The 24645-nt window shown below is 49.2% G+C and carries 18 protein-coding genes; all 18 read left to right on the forward strand.

The genetic code is table 11. The features are described 5' to 3' along the window. Positions 1-341 precede the first annotated feature (341 nt). Positions 342-959 carry a calcium-binding protein gene (locus BM082_RS12115; protein WP_074927068.1) on the forward strand — a complete coding sequence of 206 codons (618 nt, stop codon included), beginning with the start codon at positions 342-344 and terminating at the stop codon, positions 957-959. 124 nt (positions 960-1083) lie between these two features. Then, positions 1084-2793, forward strand: a complete 1710-nt coding sequence (locus BM082_RS12120) for a type I secretion system permease/ATPase (RefSeq protein ID WP_017008105.1) — start codon at positions 1084-1086, stop codon at positions 2791-2793. Continuing rightward, positions 2793-4082 (forward strand): HlyD family type I secretion periplasmic adaptor subunit, encoded by a 1290-nt coding sequence (locus BM082_RS12125; protein ID WP_017014377.1) that lies wholly within the window; start codon positions 2793-2795, stop codon positions 4080-4082. The genes BM082_RS12120 and BM082_RS12125 overlap by 1 nt, the downstream gene beginning before the upstream one ends. A gap of 416 nt (positions 4083-4498) precedes the next feature. Then, on the forward strand, positions 4499-5896 hold the full coding sequence (locus BM082_RS12130) for an undecaprenyl-phosphate glucose phosphotransferase (RefSeq protein WP_017014378.1): 1398 nt from the start codon (positions 4499-4501) through the stop codon (positions 5894-5896). 10 nt (positions 5897-5906) lie between these two features. Then, positions 5907-7109 carry an outer membrane beta-barrel protein gene (locus tag BM082_RS12135; protein ID WP_017014379.1) on the forward strand — a complete coding sequence of 401 codons (1203 nt, stop codon included), beginning with the start codon at positions 5907-5909 and terminating at the stop codon, positions 7107-7109. Then, positions 7110-7628: a polysaccharide biosynthesis/export family protein gene (locus BM082_RS12140; RefSeq protein ID WP_017014380.1), complete on the forward strand. Its 519-nt coding sequence runs from the start codon at positions 7110-7112 to the stop codon at positions 7626-7628. It abuts the gene before it with no gap. A 33-nt stretch (positions 7629-7661) separates the two neighbouring features. Beyond that, positions 7662-9887 carry a GumC family protein gene (locus BM082_RS12145; RefSeq protein WP_017016835.1) on the forward strand — a complete coding sequence of 742 codons (2226 nt, stop codon included), beginning with the start codon at positions 7662-7664 and terminating at the stop codon, positions 9885-9887. 32 nt (positions 9888-9919) lie between these two features. After that, a complete protein-coding gene (locus tag BM082_RS12150; RefSeq protein ID WP_017016834.1) occupies positions 9920-10891 on the forward strand; it encodes a DHH family phosphoesterase in 972 nt (323 codons plus the stop codon). A gap of 13 nt (positions 10892-10904) precedes the next feature. Then, positions 10905-11822, forward strand: a complete 918-nt coding sequence (gene cysD, locus BM082_RS12155; protein ID WP_017008098.1) for a sulfate adenylyltransferase subunit CysD — start codon at positions 10905-10907, stop codon at positions 11820-11822. Positions 11823-11876: 54 nt separating this feature from the next. Continuing rightward, positions 11877-13286 carry a sulfate adenylyltransferase subunit CysN gene (cysN, locus tag BM082_RS12160; RefSeq protein WP_017016833.1) on the forward strand — a complete coding sequence of 470 codons (1410 nt, stop codon included), beginning with the start codon at positions 11877-11879 and terminating at the stop codon, positions 13284-13286. 71 nt (positions 13287-13357) lie between these two features. After that, complete coding sequence (locus tag BM082_RS12165; protein WP_017008096.1) at positions 13358-14410, forward strand: glycosyltransferase; 1053 nt, start codon at positions 13358-13360, stop codon at positions 14408-14410. Next, complete coding sequence (locus BM082_RS12170; RefSeq protein WP_017016832.1) at positions 14394-15677, forward strand: O-antigen ligase family protein; 1284 nt, start codon at positions 14394-14396, stop codon at positions 15675-15677. The genes BM082_RS12165 and BM082_RS12170 overlap by 17 nt, the downstream gene beginning before the upstream one ends. After that, positions 15677-16489 carry a putative capsular polysaccharide synthesis family protein gene (locus tag BM082_RS12175; protein WP_017016831.1) on the forward strand — a complete coding sequence of 271 codons (813 nt, stop codon included), beginning with the start codon at positions 15677-15679 and terminating at the stop codon, positions 16487-16489. Before BM082_RS12170 ends, BM082_RS12175 begins: the two co-directional genes overlap by 1 nt. After that, positions 16489-17553: a glycosyltransferase family 4 protein gene (locus BM082_RS12180; protein WP_017016830.1), complete on the forward strand. Its 1065-nt coding sequence runs from the start codon at positions 16489-16491 to the stop codon at positions 17551-17553. The genes BM082_RS12175 and BM082_RS12180 overlap by 1 nt, the downstream gene beginning before the upstream one ends. A 3-nt stretch (positions 17554-17556) precedes the next feature. After that, complete coding sequence (locus BM082_RS12185) at positions 17557-19278, forward strand: SLC13 family permease (protein WP_074927070.1); 1722 nt, start codon at positions 17557-17559, stop codon at positions 19276-19278. 7 nt (positions 19279-19285) lie between these two features. Continuing rightward, positions 19286-20596, forward strand: a complete 1311-nt coding sequence (locus BM082_RS12190) for an oligosaccharide flippase family protein (protein WP_074927072.1) — start codon at positions 19286-19288, stop codon at positions 20594-20596. A gap of 116 nt (positions 20597-20712) precedes the next feature. After that, positions 20713-21573 carry a UTP--glucose-1-phosphate uridylyltransferase GalU gene (gene galU / locus BM082_RS12195; protein WP_017008090.1) on the forward strand — a complete coding sequence of 287 codons (861 nt, stop codon included), beginning with the start codon at positions 20713-20715 and terminating at the stop codon, positions 21571-21573. 163 nt (positions 21574-21736) lie between these two features. Next, a complete protein-coding gene (uvrA, locus tag BM082_RS12200; RefSeq protein ID WP_017017666.1) occupies positions 21737-24571 on the forward strand; it encodes an excinuclease ABC subunit UvrA in 2835 nt (944 codons plus the stop codon). The last annotated feature ends 74 nt before the right edge of the window (positions 24572-24645 follow it).

The raw sequence follows: 24645 nt of genomic DNA on the forward strand, positions 1-24645 counted from the left end.
CTTAACAACCTAGACAACACATATTTAAAAACCAAGGCATGAATGATCACCTTGATTTACCTAGAGAAATAGGAAAAAAACAAGAAGTCACATAGGCATGTCACACCCTCGAACGTGCTGATTTGTACCGATAAATCCACATCAAACCTTGGCGACATTTTCTCAAAACCACTCAAGATTGAGACAACATAAAAATGTCTACTGCGTCAAAGTATACCTGCTCAAAATTGGCAGGCCTTCCCGTGTTTTAACGCTTGCCGAACATTCTAAAAACAAAGAAAACGTCAACGTTGGTATTCATTCAATTGCTTTAGGCAACTTTATAAAGGACACAGGGAAACATGGCATTAATTAACGGTACAAGTGGCGTAGACACGCTAGGTGGTTCTCCAGACGCAGACACGATCAATGGCTTTGGTGGCGATGACCGCATCATTGGCTTTGGCGGTGATGACACCATCCTCGGCGGAAGCGGCGACGATTTCTTGATCGGCGGCGGCGGTAACGACGTAGTTCGTGGCGGTGAAGGTGACGATTACGTTGGCGGTGGAAGCGGTGATGACATCCTCTTCGGCGGCGAAGGCAATGACGATGTCCTAGGTGGCATAGGAAATGACACTTTGTATGCTAACTCTGGTCAAGATCGTTTGTTTGGTGATTCTGGTGACGACACGCTTGTCAGCGGTACAGGCAACGATTTCCTGATCGGTGGCAGCGGTGCAGATACTTTCTTCTTCGACAACGTACTGGAGCAAGGTACAGGTAGCGACCGCGTGACAGATTTCGAAGTTGGCGTCGATCTGATCTTCATCCGCGCATCGGGTGACACTGACTTTGCGTCACTTGATATGACGCAAGTAGGCAACAACACAGTGATTGATCTAGATAACGGTTCAAGCATCACTCTTAACAATATTTCGGTTACAGATCTTACTGCTGACGACTTTCAGATTGTCTGACGGTAAGCGAACTATACTCAAGACAACCAGCGTAAATGCTGGTTGTCTTTTTTAGAATTCACTTTAACCCTCTGCACCAACTGAAGTTATCAGTTTGGAGTAAGGTATTTGCGCTAGGTTTGCCATGTCTTTGACTACAGAAAATCAATTAAAAACAACATTAGATCAATGTAAGAAAGCGCTCCTATTGGTTATTGCTTTTAGTTGCGTCATCAATTTACTTGTTCTTGCTGTACCCATTTACATGCTTCAAATCTACGATCGTGTTATTGGTTCACGTTCCATTGATACCCTTTTATTACTGACTGTCATCACGGTGTTCGCACTCCTCACGATGGCAGTATTAGAAAGCGTACGTACCCGTGTCATGGTGCGTATTGGTGCTTGGTTTGACCAAAGTCTGTCACCCGACATACTCAGCGGCAGCATTGCCGCACAGCTTCGCCAAGGTATTTCAGCCTCGGTACAAAGCTTACGTGATGTCGCCGCAATCCGCGGCTTCATCGGCGGGAACTCCGTCATCCCCGCTCTGGATGCACCTTGGACGCCAGTGTTTCTGACGTTCGTTTTCTTCTTGCACCCAATTCTTGGCCTTATCGCGACTATCGGTGCTGTCATTCTTTTCATCATTGCCCTAGTGAATGATGCCGTGACACGGAAAGCCCACAAGACAGCCAATGAATCGGCGATTCTCGCAATGCAGCAAGCTGAATCAGCAGCACGTAATGCTGATGCCATTGAAGCCATGGGCATCATGCCTAACTTCATCAAAAATTGGAGCAGCTTGAACAACAAAAGCATTGAAGGCCAAATCGTTGCGAACTCAAAAGGGGCGACCCTCACCGCCATATCCAAGTTCATTCGCATGCTTTTACAGATTGCCATGCTAGGTGTAGGCGCATGGTTGGTGATTGAAAATGAACTTACCGCTGGTGCCATGATTGCGAGCTCTATTTTGATGTCTCGCGCCCTCGCGCCGGTTGAGCAAGCAATTGGGGCTTGGGGAACCGCGATTTCAGCCCGACAAAGCTATCAACGCTTGAGAGAGCAAATCCCAATGTTCCCTGAGCGTGCGAAATCCATGCCGCTACCAAAACCGAACGGTGCGCTGTCAGTTGAGAAAGTGACGTACTTTCACCCTGGGCAAGCAGAACCCGTGCTTCATGGCATCACATTTAAGCTCGCCGCTGGTGAAGCACTTGGCGTGATTGGTCCATCAGGAACAGGTAAATCAACCCTCGCACGACTTTTACTCGGCAACTTAACCGCAAATGCGGGTTGTGTGCGCCTAGATAATATGGACGTAGCCAAATGGGATCCTGACGATCTTGGCCCTCACTGTGGCTACCTGCCTCAAGATGTTGAACTGTTTCCTGGCACGATTCGCCAGAACATTGCACGTATGTCAGAAGGTGAGCCGGATCTTGTCATCCAAGCCGCGAAGCTTGCTGGGTGCCATGATTTGATCCTGCGCCAGCGACAAGGCTACGACACCGTGGTTGGTGAACGAGGCCTTGGACTTTCAGGGGGCGAACGTCAGCGTATTGCCCTTGCTCGCGCACTTTATGGCAACCCAAGCCTTGTCATTCTTGATGAAGCAAACGCAAACCTTGATGGTGTCGGTGAAGTGGCATTGCAACGCGCCATTACCTATCTCAAATCGCGTAAAGCCACCGTCATTTTGGTTGGCCACCGTCCAAGCATGATGCAATCAATGGATAAACTTATGGTGCTGCAAGACACCCAAATTCGCGCCTTTGGCGATCGTGACGAAGTATTGAAACCTCTACTTGATCAAAGCGCTGCTCTTACATCAAAAGGAGGAAGTAAGTAATGGCAATTCCAGCAATTCGTCCACTTGCTATCACAGGTTTCACCATCATCGCATTGTTCTTTGGCACCTTTGGTGTTTGGGCAGTATTTAGCAAACTCGATGGTGCATCGATTGCCCCAGGTATCGTGACCATTAATAGCCAGCGTAAAACTGTCCAGCATTTAGAAGGCGGGATCATAGCTCGGCTCACTGTCGCCGAGGGAGATACCGTTGAAAAAGGGCAAACACTCATCATGCTTGATGATACCCAAGCCCGTTCGCAGCTTGAACTTCTGGTTAACAATAAACGCAATGCACAGGCCCGCGAAGCGCGTTTAATCGCCGAGCGTGACAATGTCAAAGGCATCGTATTCCCCCAGTCTTTGCTGGACGATGAAGATGACCCTCGCGTTGAAGAACTCCTGACTAACCAACACCGCATTTTTGTCGCTCGTCGTGGGTTCTTCGAATCCCAAAAAGAAATCATCAACAAACAGCTCGCGCAAAATGAAGCGGAGTTAGATGGTCAATCAAAGCGCTTAACCATTGAGAGGCGTCGCCTCTCTATCATCGGCGAAGAAATCGCGGGTAACCGTAAGTTGGCAGAAAAAGGGTATGTGAGTAAAACACAGGTACTTCGTCTGGAGCGTGAAGAGACCCAGATACTCAGTACCATTAGCCAAATTCAATCCAACGCCACCCGCCTTGCGCAGAACGTTGCAGAAAGCCAAGCGCAGCTCAAAGAACAAGAGTTAGAGCGTATTAAGGAAATCGTGGAAGGCTTGCGCGAAAGTCGTCAAGAAAGTTATGAGCTTGACCAACAAATCGCAGCAGCGACCGATGTCCTCAATAGAACGAAGATTCTCGCGCCGCTCAACGGTACCGTACTTAACCTCCAAGTCTTCTCTGAGGAAGGGGTTATTTCTCCGGGGCAAGAACTGCTCGACATTGTGCCTAACAACGAACGTATGGTGATTGAAGCCCGTGTCGACCCGTCAGATATCGATCAGGTCAGTGCAGGCATGAAAGCACAGATTCGCCTTACTGCGCTAAGTATGCGCAGTGTCAAACCCTTGAATGGCGAATTGCTCACCGTTTCTGCTGACCGACTCGTTGATGAACAATCCGGTCTCGCTTACTACCTCGCACGCGTTGAGCTAGTGGATGACGTGCAAGAGATGTTAAACGGCATTGCTCTTTATCCAGGAATGCAGGCAGAAGTCATGCTTTTGACCGAACCTCGCACACCGTTCAACTACCTGATGAAGCCTTTAACAGAGAGTTTTAACCGCGCATTTCGTGAGGAATAATCTAGACATCGCTCAGTCTTAATTCCAACTAAAGACTGAGTGACTTACATTGAGATTTGATTTTGGCCTAGTGATGAGTTTTTCTTTTTTACACTTCGTCTTAATAATAACGCAGCATATATACACTTACGTGAGGAATGTCACGCTGAGAGGGCGCTTTGTTAACTAACTGTTCTTTACGTATAAAAACACTAGTGCACTGCAACGGAGATGTCATGTTTAAAAATAGGACAAACTTCATCTTCTCTGATTTACCACATGCTGTTTTACTGTGCACGCTTGTTGGGAACCTATAGCAACTAAAACAAATGCTTCCCTCGCTAGCGAGCTTGGGGTGAGTGGTTTACTTTTTAAGTGTAAAAATTAAAAAAGTCACTCTTATTCAAACTCATGCAACAACATTATGAGCCTGCATTATGGACAGCAGAAAAATTCGTACACACGGCACAGAATTCGCCATCCTCTATCGAATATGTGATTTGGCCGTGATTGGAGGGACGCTAGCAATATCCAGCTGGCTTTACTTAGGACAACTGTATAAAGATTACTTACTCATCGTGACGTTGACAGCGGTGTGTTTTCTTTTGTTTGCAGAAAGCGCACATCTTTACCGTTCTTGGCGTGTGAGCAACTTTCAAGGCCAAATGGTCGCCACCTTACTGCCTTGGTTTGGTGCTAGCGCAGTGCTTGTTACTTATTTCTTCTTTACCCAAAGCGGTATCGAGTATTCGCGTGCCGTCATGATGCTTTGGTTTCTACTCGGCTCAATCAGCCTTGTGCTTTGGCGCTATAGCGCTCGCATGGCACTGAGCCACCTTCGGAACAGCGGTATCAACACGCGTCGTGCCGCTATTATTGGTACAACCGCGAACGGTATTGATCTTGCGCGTGAATTCCAACGCAACCACGCCTTAGGTATCAAACTCACGGGTTTTTATGAAGACCGTGGCGCTGATCGTATCGAAGGGAGTTTACCTGCCCCCATGCTCGGTAAAGTAGACGATGCGCTAGAGCAAGCTAAACGCGGCGAGTTGCAGCATGTGTATATTGCTATGCCAATGCACGCGAAAGACCGCATTGCACGCTACCTAAACCTATTTGCAGACACCACTGCAACCACGTATCTCGTGCCTGACTTTTTCACTTACAACTTACTGCATAGCCGTTGGCAAACCGTTGGACATGTCCACACTTTGAGTGTGCACGACACACCATTTAACGGCTTAGCAGCGTGGACAAAGCGCATGGAAGATATCGTTTTATCGATTCTTATCTTGTTGCTTATATCCCCTGTCATGTTGTTCGTTGCCGCTGGCGTAAAACTGTCGTCTCCCGGCCCTATCATCTTCAAGCAATCTCGTTATGGCTTAGACGGTCGAAAAATTGATGTTTGGAAGTTTCGTTCCATGTCCGTCATGGATAACGGCGATGACGTCAAACAAGCGACAAAAAACGATCCGCGTGTCACCCGCTTCGGTGCATTCATTCGTCGGACATCATTGGATGAACTGCCACAGTTTTTCAATGTGCTGCAAGGCTCTATGTCTATCGTAGGTCCTCGCCCTCATGCCGTCGCGCACAATGAACAATATCGCGCAATTGTTGATCGCTACATGCTCCGTCATAAGGTGAAACCAGGGATTACGGGCTGGGCTCAGATCAACGGTTACCGGGGTGAAACAGACACCTTGGACAAAATGGAAAAACGTATCCAATTCGATTTGGAATACATCCAAAACTGGTCACTGTGGATGGACATAAAGATCGTCTTCGCGACGGTGTTTAAAGGGTTCGTTGGTAAGACGGCCTACTAAGGAGAATGGTGTGAATTACAAAGGAAGCTGTCTTGTCACACTCAGTGCGCTACCTCTGTCTGTCGCCGCGGTGGAGCCTTTGGCATACCAAACAGAAAATGGCATAGACATTACTCCCACGCTGGAAGTGGGTGCAGGGCACAACGATAACGTTCGCCGCACCACGACGGACACCGTTAGCTCTCCAATGCTGACAGTCACGCCGAAGATCATCGCACTTTTCCAAACAGACATAGGTACTTACCAATTTGATTACCGCCTAGACGCTGTCAGTTATTCCGACAGCAGCGAAGACAGCTATGTCGATCATAAAGCACATATTGGTGCGGCATGGATGTTCGACATCCGCAATCGACTGCGCATTAACTACACCTATGAAAGTGTGAATGAGGAACGTGGAACGGGCCTGACAGAAGGTTATAGCCTCTCTGTTGATGAACCGTTGCGTTTCGATTATCACCAATTCAATACACGCTATACCTATGGCGCAATTGGAACAAAAGGCCGTTTGGTCGGCATTGTTGGCTATGACGTAAAAGATTACGACGATGCTACCTTTATGACGAACTCTGTTCAGCAAACGAGGTATTACGATTGGACACAACCTTATGTCGGTGGTGAGTTCTACTACGCCGTATCCAACTATTTCTATGCGGTCGCGATCGGACGTATAGAAGACAGAACATATGATGAAACAGATCCCAATGTGATTTCGCGCGATAACACCAATTCAACACTTTATGGCGGCTTGGAGTGGGACATTACGGGGAAAACACAGGGTAAATTGTTGCTTGGTGTTCAAAACAAGGATTTCGACAACAGCGGCAGAGAAACATTCCAAGGGTTTAGTTGGCGCGCCAACTTCAGTTGGAGACCTGCGGAATATAGCGAATTACGTCTGGAAACACGCGATTACGCACGCGACCCTGACTTAAACGCTGATTATGTAAAAGACCGTTCAGTAAAAGTGGATTGGGAGCATTATTGGACGCCGCGATTGAGCACACTCGCGACGGTCCGATACGGTCAAAATGAATACCCCGGCGATATCCGCAAAGACGACGATACGCTGGCTGAAGTTTCGGCAACTTATAGTCTTGCACGTTGGTGGGATGTCACTGTCGGCGTCAGCAAGTTTGACCGAGACTCTACGTTCACTGGGTTTAGTTATGATCAAACTCGGTTCTTCTTGGGAATGGAAGTGAGCCTTTAAATGCAAAAATTACTATGGATATGGATGTTGCTGTTTTCCATGAGTGCTGCTCATGCGGAAACCGAGCAGTACGTGCTGGATGATGGCGATCGTATCTCCATCAAAGTTTATGGTGAAGATGATCTCTCCATGGACATCCTTCTCAGCACGCAAGGTAGATTCGATTACCCGTACCTAGGGCGTCTGCAAGCGGCGGGAAAAACCGTTGGACAGCTACAAAGTACGATTGAAAGAGGCCTTCGCGGTGATTATCTCATTGACCCCAAAGTCACGGTCAATGTGATTCAGTTCCGTAAGTTCTACGTCAATGGCGAAGTCAATCAGCCCGGTGGGTACGACTATCAACCGGGCCTGACGGTCGCGAAAGCCATTGCGATTGCTGGCGGTTTTACCGACCGCGCATCGAGAAACAAAATTCAAAAGACAGACAGTAAAAAATCCACGACTCAAAAGAACGTCGGTCTGTCTCTATCTGTTGGCCCTGGTGACATCATCGTGGTTGAACAGAGCTTTTTTTAGCGCTGCTGTAAGTAAACGAAAGGACATCGCTCAATGAAATTGATAGAGCCTAACCAAGGATCGGAGCCGTCAGGTCTCGACCTAAAACGCTATCTAGGCGTTATTGCACGTTATTGGGTGCCCATCACGGCGTTTGTAGCGATCATCACCCTTATTTCAACACTGCTGATCTTGATGATCCAGCCAGTATACCGTGCAACCGCCACCTTATTGATTGAGGCGCAAGCCAGTAACGCCATTTCTATCGAAGAGGTTTATGCGCTTGATACCAGTAAGAAAGAGTATTACCAAACCCAATTCGAGATCCTTCGCTCCAACCACATCGCAGAGAATGTGATTGAGGAGTTGGGCATTGGACAAGTGCGCGAGTTCAACAATCTGGTTGGCCAACCTTCTGGCCGCGACAAGTTGCTCAGCATACTTAAAAATATTCCGTTGTTAGGCGACTACCTACCTGCAGTATCACAGCCATCAGAAGACCCAAACAGCGATGCGGCCAAGTTGGCGGTATTGCGCAAGTTCAAATCGCACATGGCGATTGAACCGATTCGAAACACACAATTAGTCAGAATCCACTTTGATTCTGCTGACCCAATGCTAGCCGCGAAAGTGGCTAACGCGATTGGTCAGGCATATATCGAGTCAAACCTTGAAGCGAAGTTGGTGGCCACACAAACAGCCTCCATGTGGATCAATGAACGCCTTGGCGGTTTGAAAGAGAACCTTGCCGAAGCTGAAACTGCACTGACGCAATTCTTGAAACTGGAAGGCCTTATCGAGCTCAGTGATATCGATGAGCTGGCGGGCACAGAACTCACCAACCTGACCATTCGCGTCTCCGAAGCAAAAGAGCGTCGTGTTGCTGCAGAGAGCCTCTTCTCCTTGTTGCAAAACAAAGGGGCAACCGGCGATGGCTTACTGTCCGTTCCTGAAATTTCCAATCACCCACAGGTGCGTGACGTTAAAAACGCCGAAACAGATGCAGAACGTAAAGTGTCTGAAATGTCCAAACGCTATGGTCCTAAACACGACAAAATGATCCAAGCGCGTGCCCAGCTTACTGCCGTTCAAAATCGTGCAAACACCGTCATCAGAGAGCTGGCTCGCGGCATCGAGAAAGAGCTGTCCAGTGCGCGTAAAAATGAGAAAGCACTGACGGCTGAATTAAATTCGAAGAAAGGCGAATACCAAAATATCAGTAGCAAGCGCGCGCAATATGATTCGCTCAAACGTGATGTCGAATCTAGCCGCCAGCTTTACGAAATATTCTTGAACCGCGAAAAAGAAACCAACGCCACCAGCGACTTCCAAGACGTTCAAGCACGCTTTACTGACATCGCTAAAACACCGCAGAACCCTTATCGCCCACAAACAGCGAAGCTGATCGTGATCAGTGCCGCATTCGCAGCATTGCTAGGCATAGTCTGTGCTTTCCTTGCTGATGCATACCGCAATACCATTGAAAAACCCGATGATATTGAGGAGAAGCTGGGATTGCAGCATCTAGGATTCCTGCCTCGCGTAAAGGCGCGTCGCTTTAAGAATACCCCGTTGGATCACACCTTGTATTACGATCCCGACGCCACCTTATTTAGCGAATCCGTTCGAACCATTCGCACGTCAATTCTGCTGACGCTGACTAACTCGAAACGCAATATTCTTTCTGTCACCTCTTCTCTTCCTTCAGAAGGAAAAACCACGGTGGCACTGAACCTTGCGCAATCGCTGGCAAAAATGGAACGCACACTCCTTATTGACTGTGACCTTCGTATGCCAGCCATTGGTCAACGTTATGGACTGCCTAAAAATCAACCTGGATTGACCAATTTTTTAGTCATGGGCACGGACGTGACCGAGTGTATTTTCCACGACGACATTTCTCAACTTGATGTGTTACCAGCCGGTTTACTGCCGCCTAACCCACAAGAACTGTTGAGCTCGCCGAAGTTCGCCACACTGCTTGAGCAACTAAAACTAACGTATGACCGCATCGTTTTAGACACACCACCGATTCAGGTTGTGAGTGACAGTCTGATCTTAGGTCGACTGGCTGGCGGCATGATTTTGGTGGTGAAAGCGGAAGTGACCACCGAACAACAAATTAACCATTCAGTCGGGCAACTTGTCCGTCATGACATTCCTGTGGATGGCGTTGTACTGAACCAGCTATCAAGCAAATACGCAGAAGAAAAATACAAGCTGCACTATGGTTACTACAACAACAATACAAGGGACGAAGGAACCTTAGAGGCGAGTTAAGCACCTCAAGGTAATAAGGAAATACCATAATAATGAAAACAAGTTTTGATGTATTTAACGGCGATGCCGATGGGATTTGTGCACTGATCCAACTCCGACTTGCGACCCCCAAGAACAGCAAATTGATCACGGGCGTAAAGCGAGATATCGCCTTACTCAAACAAGTGGATCCCGCCGTGGCACAAGATGTCACCGTGTTAGACGTGGCGATGGGAAAGAACCGCGCAGCATTGGACAATTTATTGTCTCAAGGTGTGCGCGTGTTCTACGTGGATCATCACAACCCCGATGAGATCCCAGAACACAACGCGCTGACGACGCACATCAACACCGCAGCCAACACCTGCACCAGCCTGATTGTCGATAAATTGCTCAAAGGCAAGTATCGCGAATGGGCATTGGTGGGCGCTTATGGCGACAATTTGTTTGCCGTCGCAGATACCTTGGCGAACAAAACTGGGCTAAGCGACGCAGACAAAGAGAAGCTCAAGCAGTTTGGTACCTACCTAAACTACAACGGCTATGGCGCCTCTTTGGCTGATTTACTGTTTTCACCCGCAGAGCTCTACCGCCTTCTTGCGCCTTATCCTTCACCGTTCAATTTTATCGCCGAACGCCCTGATGTGTATTCCACGTTAGAGCAAGGCTATTTGAGCGATTCCGAGAAAGCCGCATCGATTGTGCCTATTTCTGAAGAAGCGGGATCAAGCGTGTTTATGCTGCCCGATGAAGCATGGGCGCGACGCATCAGCGGCGTGTTCTCCAACGATTTAGCCAACCAAGACCCTGCCCGTGCAAATGCCGTGATTACAGCAAAAGCCGATGGCAACTACTTGGTCAGCATTCGCGCGCCACTCAAGAACCGCATCGGCGCCGACGAACTCGCTGCGAAGTTCCCAACAGGGGGCGGACGCAAAGCAGCCGCAGGTATCAACGCACTACCTGCAGAACAACTATCTGAATTTATCAATGCGTTCCACCAGCAATATTTGCTGGCAACGTAAGAAGGGACTGAACATGGTGGACAAGATTTCGCTGAACCAAACCCATTTGAAACAACTCGAGAACGAGTCGATTCATATCATTCGAGAAGTCGCCGCAGAGTTTGATAACCCTGTGATGCTTTACTCGATTGGTAAGGATTCGGCCGTCATGCTCCACCTAGCGATGAAAGCATTTTATCCAGGTAAGCCACCTTTCCCTCTGCTCCATGTCGATACCACGTGGAAGTTTAAGGAAATGATTACCTTCCGTGATGAGTTCACCAAAAAGCACGGATTAGATTTGAAAGTTCACATCAACCAAGACGGTGTGGACATGAACATTAGCCCCTTTGAGCATGGCAGTGCGAAACACACTGACATCATGAAAACCCAAGGCTTAAAACAGGCGCTGAACCAATACGGTTTCGATGCCGCATTCGGCGGCGCTCGCCGTGATGAAGAAAAAAGCCGCGCCAAAGAGCGAGTCTATTCGTTCCGCGACAAACACCACCGTTGGGATCCTAAAAACCAACGTCCAGAGCTGTGGGATACCTACAACGGCCGAGTGAACAAAGGCGAGAGCATCCGTGTATTCCCGCTTTCAAACTGGACCGAACTGGATATCTGGCAATACATCTATATGGAAAACATCGAAATCGTTCCACTCTACTTCTCAGAGAAGCGCCCAGTGGTTGAGCGTGATGGCACCTTGATCATGGTCGATGACGATCGCATGCCGCTTGAAGATGGTGAAAAGCCTGAAATGAAGTCGGTGCGCTTTCGCACCTTGGGCTGTTACCCACTGACAGGTGCAGTGGAGTCAACGGCGGCAACATTGCCTGAAATCATCCAGGAAATGTTGCTCACCAAGACGTCAGAGCGTCAAGGCCGTGTGATTGACCATGACCAAGCGGGCTCAATGGAGCAGAAAAAACGAGAAGGCTACTTCTAACAAAGCCTCACTATTACCCATTTAGATTATTGCTTGCCTGCAAAGGAGTGACTCATGAGCCACAGCTCAGATTTGATAGCATCAGATATTGAAGCGTATCTTCACCAGCACGAAAACAAAGACCTGCTGCGCCTACTTACGTGTGGCAGCGTGGATGACGGTAAATCCACCTTGATCGGACGCCTATTGTTCGACACCAAGTTGATCTTCGAAGATCACCTCTCAAGCCTTCATAAAGACAACGCGCGCGTCGGTAATGCAGGCGAAAGTCTTGACCTCGCATTGCTGGTCGATGGCCTGCAATCAGAGCGCGAGCAAGGCATCACCATTGACGTTGCTTACCGTTATTTCTCAACAGAAAAGCGTAAGTTCATCATTGCTGACTGCCCAGGGCACGAACAGTACACTCGAAACATGGCCACCGGTGCATCGAACTGCGAACTCGCGATTGTAATGGTTGATGCGCGCAAAGGCTTGCTCACGCAAACGCGTCGTCACAGCTACATCGTTAGCAAGCTAGGCATTCGCCACGTGGTGGTTGCGATCAATAAAATGGACTTGGTGGATTTCGACGAAACCGTCTTTGAGAATATCAAAGCGGAATACCAAGCCATGGCGACACAACTCGGCATCAAAGACGTTCAATATGTGCCTATCTCTGCGCTGGATGGGGACAATGTGGTTTCCGCGAGCAAAAGCATGCCTTGGTATAAAGGCTTACCAATGATGGGCATGCTAGAAGCCGTTGAGATCAGCCGTGACCAAAACCTCGAATTGATGCGCTTCCCCGTGCAATACGTCAACCGCCCTAACCTTGATTTTCGTGGTTACTGCGGCACATTAGCGTCGGGCATTTTACGTAAAGGTGATGAAGTGATGGCACTGCCATCCGGCCAAACCAGCACGGTTACCAGCATTGTGACTTACGACGGCGAACTTGATGCCGTTGCGCCCAACAACGCCGTGACCGTCACACTCGCTGATGAAATTGATATTTCGCGTGGCGACATGATCACCCATGCCGACACGGCACCAGAGCTCACAGATCATCTTTCGGCGTCACTGGTATGGATGGCACAAGACGCGCTGAAAACAGGCCGCGACTATGACTTCAAATTTGCCAGCCATAGCCTGACCGGGCACGTGACGAAGGTGAATCACAAGATTGATATCAATACGTTTGAAGAGCTCTCTTCTGATGCACTCGCACTCAACGAAATTGGCGTTGTCGATTTGCACTTGAATGCCCCTGTCGCTGCGGACAACTACGCCTCAGTGAAGAAAACAGGTGCCTTTATCATTATCGACAGGCTCACCAATATCACGATTGCAGCAGGCATGGTTGAAGCGCTGCACACGCAAAAAGAAGCGAAAGCGACACGCCAATACACAGACGCAGAAATTGCGCTGAACCGCTACATTCGCGAAAACTTCCCTGAGTGGGAAGCGAAGTCAGTCGAATAAGACGACGAGCGAGAGGAAGGGAAACGGTGAACAGCATAGCGTGCGATGCCAACAGGGAGAATACGGCGACAATGAGCGTGAAAGTACTTCATATCATTAATGATCTGTCTCGAAATGGCGGCGCTCAGCGGTTTGTGATTGATTTGGTTTCACCTCCGCCGCAAGGCTATGACATCCGCGTTATCACGCTCGAAGATACCAATGATTTTTGCGAAGAATTGGAAGCACTCGGCGTGAGGTGCGATGTGTGGGAGCACCTGTCATGGAAGGAAAAGTGGCAGGCTTTGCGCTGGCCAGACGTGATTCATGGTCACCTTTTCCCTTCAATATACCTCGCGTTAGCGGCATTTGGTAAAAAGCGCGTTCAGACCGAACACGCGACCCACAACCGTCGACGTGATCATGTCTGGATGAAGCCGCTCGAGTTGTTTCTTTATTGGCGCTATCACGTCACCGTGTGCATCACTGAACAAGTGAAAGACGCACTGGAAGATTTTTTGCCACAGTATAAAAAGCACTATCGTGTTATTTTTAACGGCGTCGATCTGACCAAGTATCCATTAAACGTCAAATCGCAGCCTGCGCCTGAACAGCCGCGTCGCATTGGCATGGTGGGACGGTTTCATGCCTACAAAGACCACCCAACGGTGATCCGCGCCTTGGCTGAATTGCCTGAGCACTACGAACTGCACTTTGCAGGTGATGGTGATCGTCGTGACGAATACATGGCGTTGGTAAAGGAGTTAGAGCTAGAAAACCGCGTCATTTTTCATGGTGTGTTAACGGACATTCCCGCGTTTTTAGATTCGCTCGACCTGTACGTACAAAGTTCTAGCGTAGAAGGGTTTGGCTTGGCTGCCGTTGAAGGCATGGCGGCAGGTTTGCCAGTGCTGGCAAGCAATGTTCCAGGCCTTAGCGAAGTCATGGGCGATGAACGTTATTTGTTCGAGCTTGGCAATGCACACGCATTAGCATCGGCCATTCAGCGCCTGTGCGAGGACGATAGCACGTACCAAATCGCATCTGAATATGCGGTCTCTCGTTGCCAGGTATTTACGCTTGATGCCTTCCGCACGCATTACTATCAAACATATCAAGGATTGGTAGATGGCACGGTCAGTTGAGCATCTTGCTGCGTTTGCAGTCATCCTTTTCTTTGTCCCGTTAAAAACCAATCTCTCGGGCATTGAACTGTATATTGCCGATCTCATTGGCATTGCATCGCTAGGCGTGATGGGTATTGCGACTACCCGCGGGCGCTTGTACCACTCAACCATCCAAGCCTCTAGCTTCATTTTCTTGTTTGTACTTTACATATTACTGGTAGGCACACTCAGTGATGCCCCTGCCAAGTTTGTGCTTATCGAAATGGTGCAATGGCTGTCTGTCGCTGCATTCTTAGGGATGTTGCATCAAGCGGGTTTACTGGCATCACCTCGGTTTCTCTCGCTCGTGGCCTTGTATGCCTTGGCGGGCTCGTTGTATACCGCGGCTTGGCACTTAGCACAACCCGGCATGCCCGATTTCAAGCAACTTGCCAACACCAAATACTTTTTTGGGTTTACCTGTGCAATGCTCTACTTGCTACGCCAACACATCAGTTATAGCCGGGTTTTATTTGCGATCGCATTTGTTCTATTGGTGATGTCAGAAGAGCGCAAAGCATTGTTAGGTGTCGTCATGATGATTGCCTGTGATCAGCTTTTTTGTCAGCAAACCCATCACCAAAGAGAGCGAACCACACGTGTCGCCCTCATTACCTTCATGCTATTTGGTGGGCTATTAGCGGCCTTCTCAGTTTGGTATATGGTCGGGCTTAACAACATCTTAGATACCCTTGAATTTACGCGGTTCGACATTCTGTTTGCGGACCAACAAGCGGCACAATGGGATTCTGAACTTTGGCGAAAACTGCTGCTCGCAAACGGCTTTTCACTCTTTCAAGAAAATCCGATTTTCGGCGTTGGCCCTAAGATGCTCCCTGCACACATTGCGCCCTACTTCCAAAATGAAGTCTTGGCCATTTACACCCACAACTTTGCACTGGATGTGGCCGTTGAATATGGTGCCGTTGGTCTGTCCATTTTAATTGGCGGCTTCCTGATTGCACTCATGCGCCTTTTCCGCGCTCGCATGGAAAATCCCGTTGCCTTCCTATTAGGGGTATACATTCTTTCTATGGTGTTATTTGTTGCCGTAAACAGCACCATCATGTTGATGTTCTTATTACCCTTATTTATCAATGTTCGCAGTGAATCTTTCGCACAACGTCTCTCTCAGAAAACAAGCCGTTATCGTGCTGTTTCAACGAATCGCGAGTCAACACCCTCATCGTTCCCGACGAGTGCATCCATTATCATAGACCCAATCCCCCCTCACGAGGAGAAGTAATGAAGTTCAGCCTTGCCCGACAACGCGCGTTTGACCAAACACTGCGAGAGCCTAATTTTGTGTTGGTGTACCAAATGGGTAAAGTTGGCTCATCCTCCATTGAGGCATCGTTAGAGCATTGCAACATTCCAAGCTGGCACATTCATACCTTCGACGATAACGAAGAATTTCAGATGTACCGCAATACGTCCGATGTAGGCTGTTTCTTTGATTGGCACATCCGCGCAGCTTACCGACTCACGCTCGCGCACAGACTGCGTATACTCAAAAAGCGCGATCATATTAAGATCATCACGCTTGTTCGTGATCCTGTTGCCACCGTGGTTTCACGCTTTTTCCAAGACCTTCACATTCAATTGATCGAAGGAAAGAAAAACAATGCCATTCATGGCGACATGGATGCCACCCTCAACCACCTCATCGATGCGTTTGATAACAAGCTGCGCCATGACTATTTCACAGAATGGTTCGACCGAGAGCTAAAGCGTCAGTTTGGCGTAGATGTGATGCCACACCTAACGGATGCGACGCAAACACATTGGCGGATTCAAGAAAATGGTTGTGATGTGCTGCTAATGAAATGCGAAGCCATCAACCAATCCGCAGAGGCATTAGGGGCGTTTTTGGATCAAACGGATTTCTCACTGCAATCAAGCAATGAGGCCTCCAACAAATGGTACTCAGCCTTGTATCAACGTTTCAAAGAGACGTACCCGTTCGAGCGTTTGTTCAGCCTTTACGACGCGCCGATTTACAAGGCCGTTTATAGCGACGATGAAATCGCACGCTTTAAGCAAAAGTGGGGACACTAATGAAGACGGTTCTTCATATCACAGAAGCCTTTGGTGGCGGCATTCAGACCGCACTGTGCAGCTACGCAAAATCCACCGAAGGTGACCCTATACGCCACCTTCTTTTGGCGAGGTTGCGCCCTCAAGATGACACGGGCCTTGCCATCAAGAACTTGTTTGACGAAGTAGAAACGGTCGATGGTGGTTTGCTTCACTTTTATCGCTGCGCGCGTAAAGCCGTGCTTCAGCACAAACCGGATGTGATTCACCTTCACTCAAGCTTCGCCGGATTTCTGTGCCGTTTTCTTCCCAAAGGCGATGCAAAGCTCGTATATACCCCGCATTGCTATGCCTTTGAGCGTCGCGACATCCCTGATTGGAAACAAGAAGTCTACATGCGCTTAGAAACTTTTGGTTTATCGCGTATTGATGTGATTGCAGGGTGTAGCGAGCGAGAGTGTCAGTTGGGTTTAGAACTGGGGGCAAAGCGCGCGGTTCATCTCAATAACTATGCCGAACTCAGTCCTGAATTGATGGCAGATTCACAAGCGCCCTTTCAAGACAGCGATGAAAACGCAGAAAGCCCACGCACTAAAGTGGTCATTGTCGGCCGTGTTTCACCACAAAAAGATCCAGAGTTTTTGTTAGAGACCATTGATCACCTCCGAAGTTTTCCTGAGTTTAACCACATCCAATTACAGTGGCTTGGTGGTGGCGATCAAGACAAAGAGCAAGAACTGCGAGCAGCAGGCGTTGACGTCACTGGCATGATTCCCCATCACGTCCTCATGAAAACCCTGAAAGACGCAGATTTGTATTTACACACCGCAGCATGGGAAGGCATGCCGTTGACCTTGCTTGAAGCTGCGCGTCTTAAGGTTCCGATGGTGTTACGGATCATCGGCGCAACACAGAGCCTGCATTATCCCTTCCTCGTCAGCACACCGGATGCCATGGCGCAGCAAATCGTGGAGTATTGCCGACACCCTCAGCACCCTGACTATCAATCTTCATTGGTGTCCATTAACGAAGCGTTCAGTGCGGAAAAACAACGCAGTGCGCTCATTGAGATTTATGGGGCATAAACCATGATATGGGTGGTGGCGTTGCTCATTGTCGGGCTTCTGATGACCTTGATGCTCACTCGCGTCCGCCCTGCTTTGGTATTTGGTGCCGTGTTTGCCGTATTGCTGCTGCTCGACATCGTGCCTGCCACTCAACTGTTTAACCATTTCACGAACCCCGCACTGATTACACTGGTATTGCTAATTCTGGTGTCAGTGGTACTAGAACGTACCGCCTTGATTAGTGCGCTCGGACATTGGTGCACACGCGGCAGCCTTCGTCGTGTCACCCTGCAATCGACGTTAGCGGCAGGGTTGTTGTCTGCAGTGATCAATAACACGGCGGTGGTATCGACCTTGATGCGAAGCCTCACTCACACGGCGTACCCTGCCAGCAAGCTGCTGATCCCGCTTTCTTATGCCGCCATCTTGGGTGGCACAATGACCTTGATAGGAACGTCCACCAACCTTCTGGTCAACGGTTTTACGCTCAGCGCGGGCCTGCCTGGGCTGGGCTTTTTCGATTTCACCTTAGTTGGGGCGCCACTGTTTTTCATTGGCATCGCACTCATTGTCTTAGTTTCTGTTCGTCTTTTGCCTACAAATGATGTAACTCAACAATCAACCTCACAGTCCTATTTGCTGGAAAGTCGATTGGAGCCGGAATCGCCACTTATCGGACAAACAGTGGAGGCCAGCGGTTTGCGGCATCTCGAACGTTTGTTTTTGGTCGAAATCATTCGCAAACATCACGTGATATCTCCTGTCGCCCCGACAGAACCATTGCAAGCCAATGATGTGTTGGTGTTTTCAGGGGATCTTGAAGCAACCGCATTACTGGCAAGGTTCAAGGGCTTAACCTTGGTGACACAAGGGGAAGAAACACCGTCGGATAACTTGGTGGATGTAGTCGTCACACCCCAAGCCATGGTGGCGGGAAGAACCATTAAATCGTTGAACTTCCGCTCGCAGTTTGATGCAGCAGTGGTGGCGGTAAAACGGGGCGACCACCACATTCGCGGTGGCCTCGGTCAAGTGCGTTTGCGTGGTGGTGACTTGTTGGTGTTGGCGGTTGGCGCTGACTTTCACAGTCGAGAGAACATCACTCAGAACTTTGTGTTGGTGGGTGAGCGCAGTCGACATGCATTGCTCACATCGCGCCAATCTACGCTGTTTTGCTTAGGGGCCGTTACCGTGTTGCTGGCAGGCGCGATGGACATGCTGCCCTTGTACAAAGGATTGGTACTTTTGATCGCTGCAGCCGTGGCATCACGTATTGTCACGATTCATGATTTACGCCGTCGGTTCCCGTTCGAATTGGTGGTGGTGATTGGCGCTGCACTTGGCCTTGCTCAAGCAATATCGACGACAGGGTTAGCAGACATCATTGCCACCAGCATGATGTCAGTTAGCCAGCATTGGGGGCCTTTTGGTGCCTTAGTCATTTTGTATATTGCTACGTGGCTGATGACGGAACTCATTACCAATAATGCAGCAGCAGCCATTGCCTTCCCCATCGGCCTCGCTTTGGCAGGTCAATATGGGGTGGATCCGCTGCCCTACATCATGACGGTTGCGTTTGGAGCAAGTGCGAGCTTTCTATCACCGTTTGGCTATCAAACCAATTTAATGGTGTTTACAGCCGGCCGCTATCAAACACGAGATTATCTGAAAGCGGGTTTTCCATTAACACTGGCCTATGGCTTGGGTGTCATTACTCTCGTGCCTTACGTTTTTCCTTGGTGAAGTAATTATGATCGCAAGCCTTGTAAGCCGATTCCAACAGCTCCCTGCGGAGCGTCGGCAGTTCCTGTTTCACGCTGCGCTTGCGGCGTTGTTTCGCGTATTTTCTGCAGGCGCCGCCTTTCTGCTGAGTGTTGTGGCAGCAAGAACGCTGGGTACACACCAGTCAGGTCTGTTCTTCCTTGCGTTGAGCTTAGCAACCTTACTCGGCACCCTAAGCTTGCTGGGTATGGATAACGCGCTATTGCGGTTCATTGGAAAGTCATCGACAGAAGATGCGACAGAAACCAACCAGGTGTTCACCAACGCCTATGCCGTGGTTGTGCCCACCAGCACTGTTGTTGGTCTCATCGTGTTTGTTCTCTCACCTTGGTTATCGACCAGCGTGTTCGATAAACCCGGTGCCGTTGATGCCATGCGTGCATTCGCAGTGGCGATACCGCTTATCAGTCTGTTTTTCCTCAATGGCTATGCGCTGCAAGCAACCCGACGCGTCATTGCATCAGTGTGTTCCATGCAACTCGGAGTAACGGTATTGCTGCTACCCGCACTGTATGGCTTATCCCTTTATGCCATCGAGCCAAGTGCCAGTGTTGCCGCCACGCTGTATACGGGGGCCGCAGCCATTGTGGTGCTATCAGGTTTGGTGTTGTGGTTCCGACAACCTGCACACCGCATCGATAGCAGCGATTTAGGCAAACCGGCCCTGTGGAAAGCTGCACCAAATTTGTGGCTCATTGCAGCAACAGGTCAAGCCATCCCGTGGGCGTCTGTCGTTATCGTAGGGTTTTATACGCAATCGCAGGATGTGGCGTATTTTTCCGCCGCACAACGTACCTCGCTGCTCATCACCTTTATGTTGATGGTCGTGAATTTCGTTGCAGCGCCCCGTTTCTCCGCCTTATTTCACGCAGGGGAAATGGATAAATTAAAACGTCTTGCGCAGTTTTCAACGCGATTAATGATCGCCTTTTCGCTGCCCGTTCTGCTCTCTGTGCTGGTATGGCCTGAACAGATTATGCGGTTGTTTGGGGAAGATTTTGTTCTCGGCGCGCCGCTATTGGTGATCCTCGCTATCGGCCAAACCATCAATGTGATGACAGGCTCCGTTGGGTTTCTTCTCACCATGTGCGGCCACGAACGAGACATGAGGAATGTTACGGTATTCGCAGGCTTGCTCACACTAACGTTGACCTTCATACTCACGCACATTTGGGGCACGCTCGGTGCAGCTATCGCAGTCAGTGTGGGGCTAAGTACGCAGAACTTACTTGCCTTCCATAAAGTGAAATCGCGCTTAGGTTTTTGGCCTATTGGTTAACCTCACCCCATACTGAAAGAAATAAATAATTTTTAATTGGTAAATGATACTATTTGCGCTGTCTATTTTTGCACACAGATGCTGATAGCTCGGATGTAATTAAGTAAGGATATCTGATGATTAACAAGTGCCTATTTCCAGCGGCTGGTTACGGAACACGCTTCCTGCCAGCAACTAAATCCATGCCAAAAGAAATGATGCCGATCGTGAACAAACCATTGATTGAATACGGTGTTGATGAAGCTATTCAAGCGGGCATCAATGGCATGTGTATCGTCACCGGCCGTGGCAAACACAGCCTAATGGACCATTTCGATAAAAACTACGAACTCGAGCACCAAATTCTAGGCACCAACAAAGAAGCCCTGCTTGAAGATATCCGTGCAACGATTGATGCGGCGTCTTTCACATACATTCGCCAAAAAGAAATGCGCGGTTTGGGTCATGCCATCCTTACAGGTCGCGACTTGGTCGGTGATGAAGCCTTCGCAGTGGTATTGGCGGATGACCTTTGTATCAACCAAGAACAGGGCGTATTGACGCAGATGGTTGCGCTTTATAAGCAATTCCGCTGTTCAATCGTCGCCGTTGAAGAAGTACCAGAAGACGAAACCCACAAATACGGTGTTATTTCAGGACAAGAGATCAAAGATGACTTGTTCCGCGTAGATAACATGGTTGAGAAACCCGAGCCGGGCACAGCGCCAAGTAATCTTGCAATCATCGGCCGCTACATTCTGACACCAGACATTTTCGACATTCTCGAAAATACTGAACCAGGTAAAAACGGCGAGATTCAAATTACGGATGCACTGCTCAAGCAAGCACAAGATGGTTGTGTACTGGCCTATAAATTCAAAGGCGAGCGTTTCGATTGCGGCAGCGTAGAAGGCTTTATTGAAGCCACCAACTACTGCTACCAAAACATCTATCTGCAATCTGACGCGCCAAACCAGCCAAAAACCGTGAAGTGTTAATCACATTTCTTTGCGCTTTTAGACGCTAATATCTGCTCCGAGTAGACTCAAACAAAGCTGTATGTTTATACAGCTTTGTTCTTTTTCATGGCGTCTATTTATGGGATACTCAATACATTAGTCACTTCATCAGACAGCGCGCTGACCAATAGGCAAGGTGGACATGGATACGATCGACGTCAGAGGGGCTCGCACCCACAATTTAAAGAACATCAATCTGACTATCCCTAGGGACAAGCTGATTGTGATTACCGGTCTGTCCGGCTCAGGTAAGTCCTCACTCGCGTTTGATACCTTGTACGCTGAAGGACAGCGCCGATACGTTGAATCGCTCTCCGCCTACGCTCGCCAGTTCTTGTCACTGATGGAAAAGCCAGACGTTGACCATATTGATGGTTTATCACCGGCCATTTCTATTGAACAAAAATCCACGTCGCACAACCCGCGTTCTACTGTAGGTACCATCACCGAAGTGTATGACTATCTGCGTCTACTGTATGCACGCGTCGGCGATCCTCGCTGCCCAACACACAATGTCACGCTGGAGGCACAGACCGTCAGCCAGATGGTCGACAAAGTGTTGGAGCGTGACGAGGGCACCAAGTTGATGTTGCTCGCCCCTATCGTCAAAGAACGCAAAGGTGAGCACGTTAAAACACTCGAAAACTTGGTCGCGCATGGTTTTATCCGCGCGCGTATCGACGGTGAAGTGTGTGATTTGTCCGATCCGCCAACACTGGAGCTTCATAAAAAGCACACCATTGAAGTCGTCGTTGACCGTTTTAAAGTTCGCGATGATTTACAGCAGCGCTTGGCTGAATCGTTTGAAACCGCCCTTGAACTAACAGGCGGCACTGCCGTTGTCAGCCACATGGATGGCGACGGTGATGACATGGTATTTTCGGCTAACTTTGCCTGCCCGCATTGCGGTTACAGCATGCAAGAACTGGAACCACGCCTGTTCTCCTTCAATAACCCCGCAGGAGCTTGCCCAACCTGTGATGGTTTAGGGGTTCAACAATTCTTTGATGAAAACCGCGTGGTGCAAAACGAAGCCGTGAGTCTTGCAGGCGGTGCGATACGTGGATGGGACCGACGCAATTTTTACTACTTTCAGATGCTCACCTCACTTGCCGAACATTATGCGTTCGACATTGAAGCGCCTTGGGAAAGCCTGACACCCAAGATCCGCGATGTGGTGCTAAACGGCTCAGGTACCACCGAGGTTGCTTTTAAGTACGTTAACGACCGTGGCGATATCACGGTACGCAAACATCCATTTGAAGGCATTTTGAATAACCTTAATCGCCGCTACCGCGATACTGAATCCATGGCTGTGCGTGAAGAGCTCGCAAAATACATTGCGAATAAATCATGCGGAAGCTGTGGCGGTTCTCGCCTTCGTGAAGAAGCTCGCCACGTGTTTGTTGCCGATACTAATCTTCCGACCGTCTGTGAGATGAGTATTCACGATGCACTCGATTTCTTCGCAGGTTTGCAGCTTGAAGGCCAACGTGCACAAATCGCCGACAAGATACTGAAAGAAATCCACGACCGTCTCCGTTTCTTGGTCAATGTGGGTCTTAACTATCTGAGTTTGTACCGCAGCGCCGATACCCTTTCAGGCGGTGAGGCGCAGCGTATTCGTCTTGCTAGCCAAATAGGTGCTGGGCTTGTCGGTGTGATGTATGTGTTAGATGAACCCTCTATTGGTCTTCATCAGCGTGACAACGAGCGATTGCTGAGTACGCTGGATCACCTGAGAAACCTTGGCAATACCGTTTTGGTGGTAGAGCATGATGAAGATGCGATTCGCGCCGCTGACCACATCATTGATATTGGCCCAGGCGCCGGTGTTCATGGTGGCTATGTCGTGGCTGAAGGCACGTACGAAGACATCATTGCCAATGAAAACTCGCTGACAGGTCAATACCTCAGCGGCAAAAAACAAATCATAATGCCTGCCGAGCGCACGCCGTATGACCCAGAAAAAGTCGTGCGCTTGCTTGGCGCGACGGGCAACAACCTTAACAGTGTGGATTTGACTCTCCCTGTCGGCTTGTTTACCTGTGTCACGGGCGTATCCGGTTCGGGTAAGTCCACACTGATCAACGACACCTTCTACAAAATCGCCCACCAGCGACTGAATGGCGCGACCACAGGCGAACCCGCGCCGTTTAAAGACATTGAAGGCATTGGCCATTTCGATAAAGTGATCGATATTGACCAAAGCCCGATTGGACGCACACCTCGCTCTAACCCTGCCACGTACACAGGGATTTTCACGCCAATTCGTGAATTGTTCGCAGGTACGCAAGAATCTCGCGCTCGCGGATATAAAGTAGGACGCTTTAGCTTTAACGTGAAAGGCGGACGCTGTGAAGCCTGCCAAGGTGATGGTGTTATCAAGGTTGAAATGCACTTCCTGCCGGATGTTTATGTGCCTTGTGATGTGTGTAAAGGGAAGCGTTATAACCGCGAAACCTTGGAAATTCGCTACAAAGGCAAAACCATCGACGAAGTGTTGGAAATGACCGTTGAGGATGCACGCGAGTATTTTGACGCCGTGCCAGCGATTGCCCGTAAACTTCAAACCTTGATGGACGTGGGCCTGTCCTATATCCGTTTAGGCCAAGCGGCAACCACCTTGTCCGGCGGTGAAGCGCAGCGCGTGAAGTTGGCGAGAGAGCTGTCAAAACGAGACACAGGCAAAACGCTGTATATACTCGACGAACCAACAACGGGTCTGCACTTCCACGACATTCAACAATTGCTGACCGTGCTTCACCGCCTACGTGATCACGGCAATACCATTGTGGTCATCGAGCACAACTTGGATGTTATCAAGACGGCAGACTGGATCGTTGACCTTGGCCCTGAAGGCGGAAACGGTGGCGGTTTGATTGTCGCAGAAGGTACACCTGAAGACGTTGCGAAGGTGAAAGGCTCACACACCGCACGCTTCTTAAAACCCTTATTGAAGAAAAAGGGTAAATAGAGCGATACTTTCGGTAACCTATCCCCCTCACTCACCACCTCGTAAGAGGTGGTTTTATATTGATAGTAGAAAGC

This window comes from Enterovibrio norvegicus DSM 15893, assembly GCF_900115495.1.
Lineage (GTDB): Bacteria > Pseudomonadota > Gammaproteobacteria > Enterobacterales > Vibrionaceae > Enterovibrio > Enterovibrio norvegicus.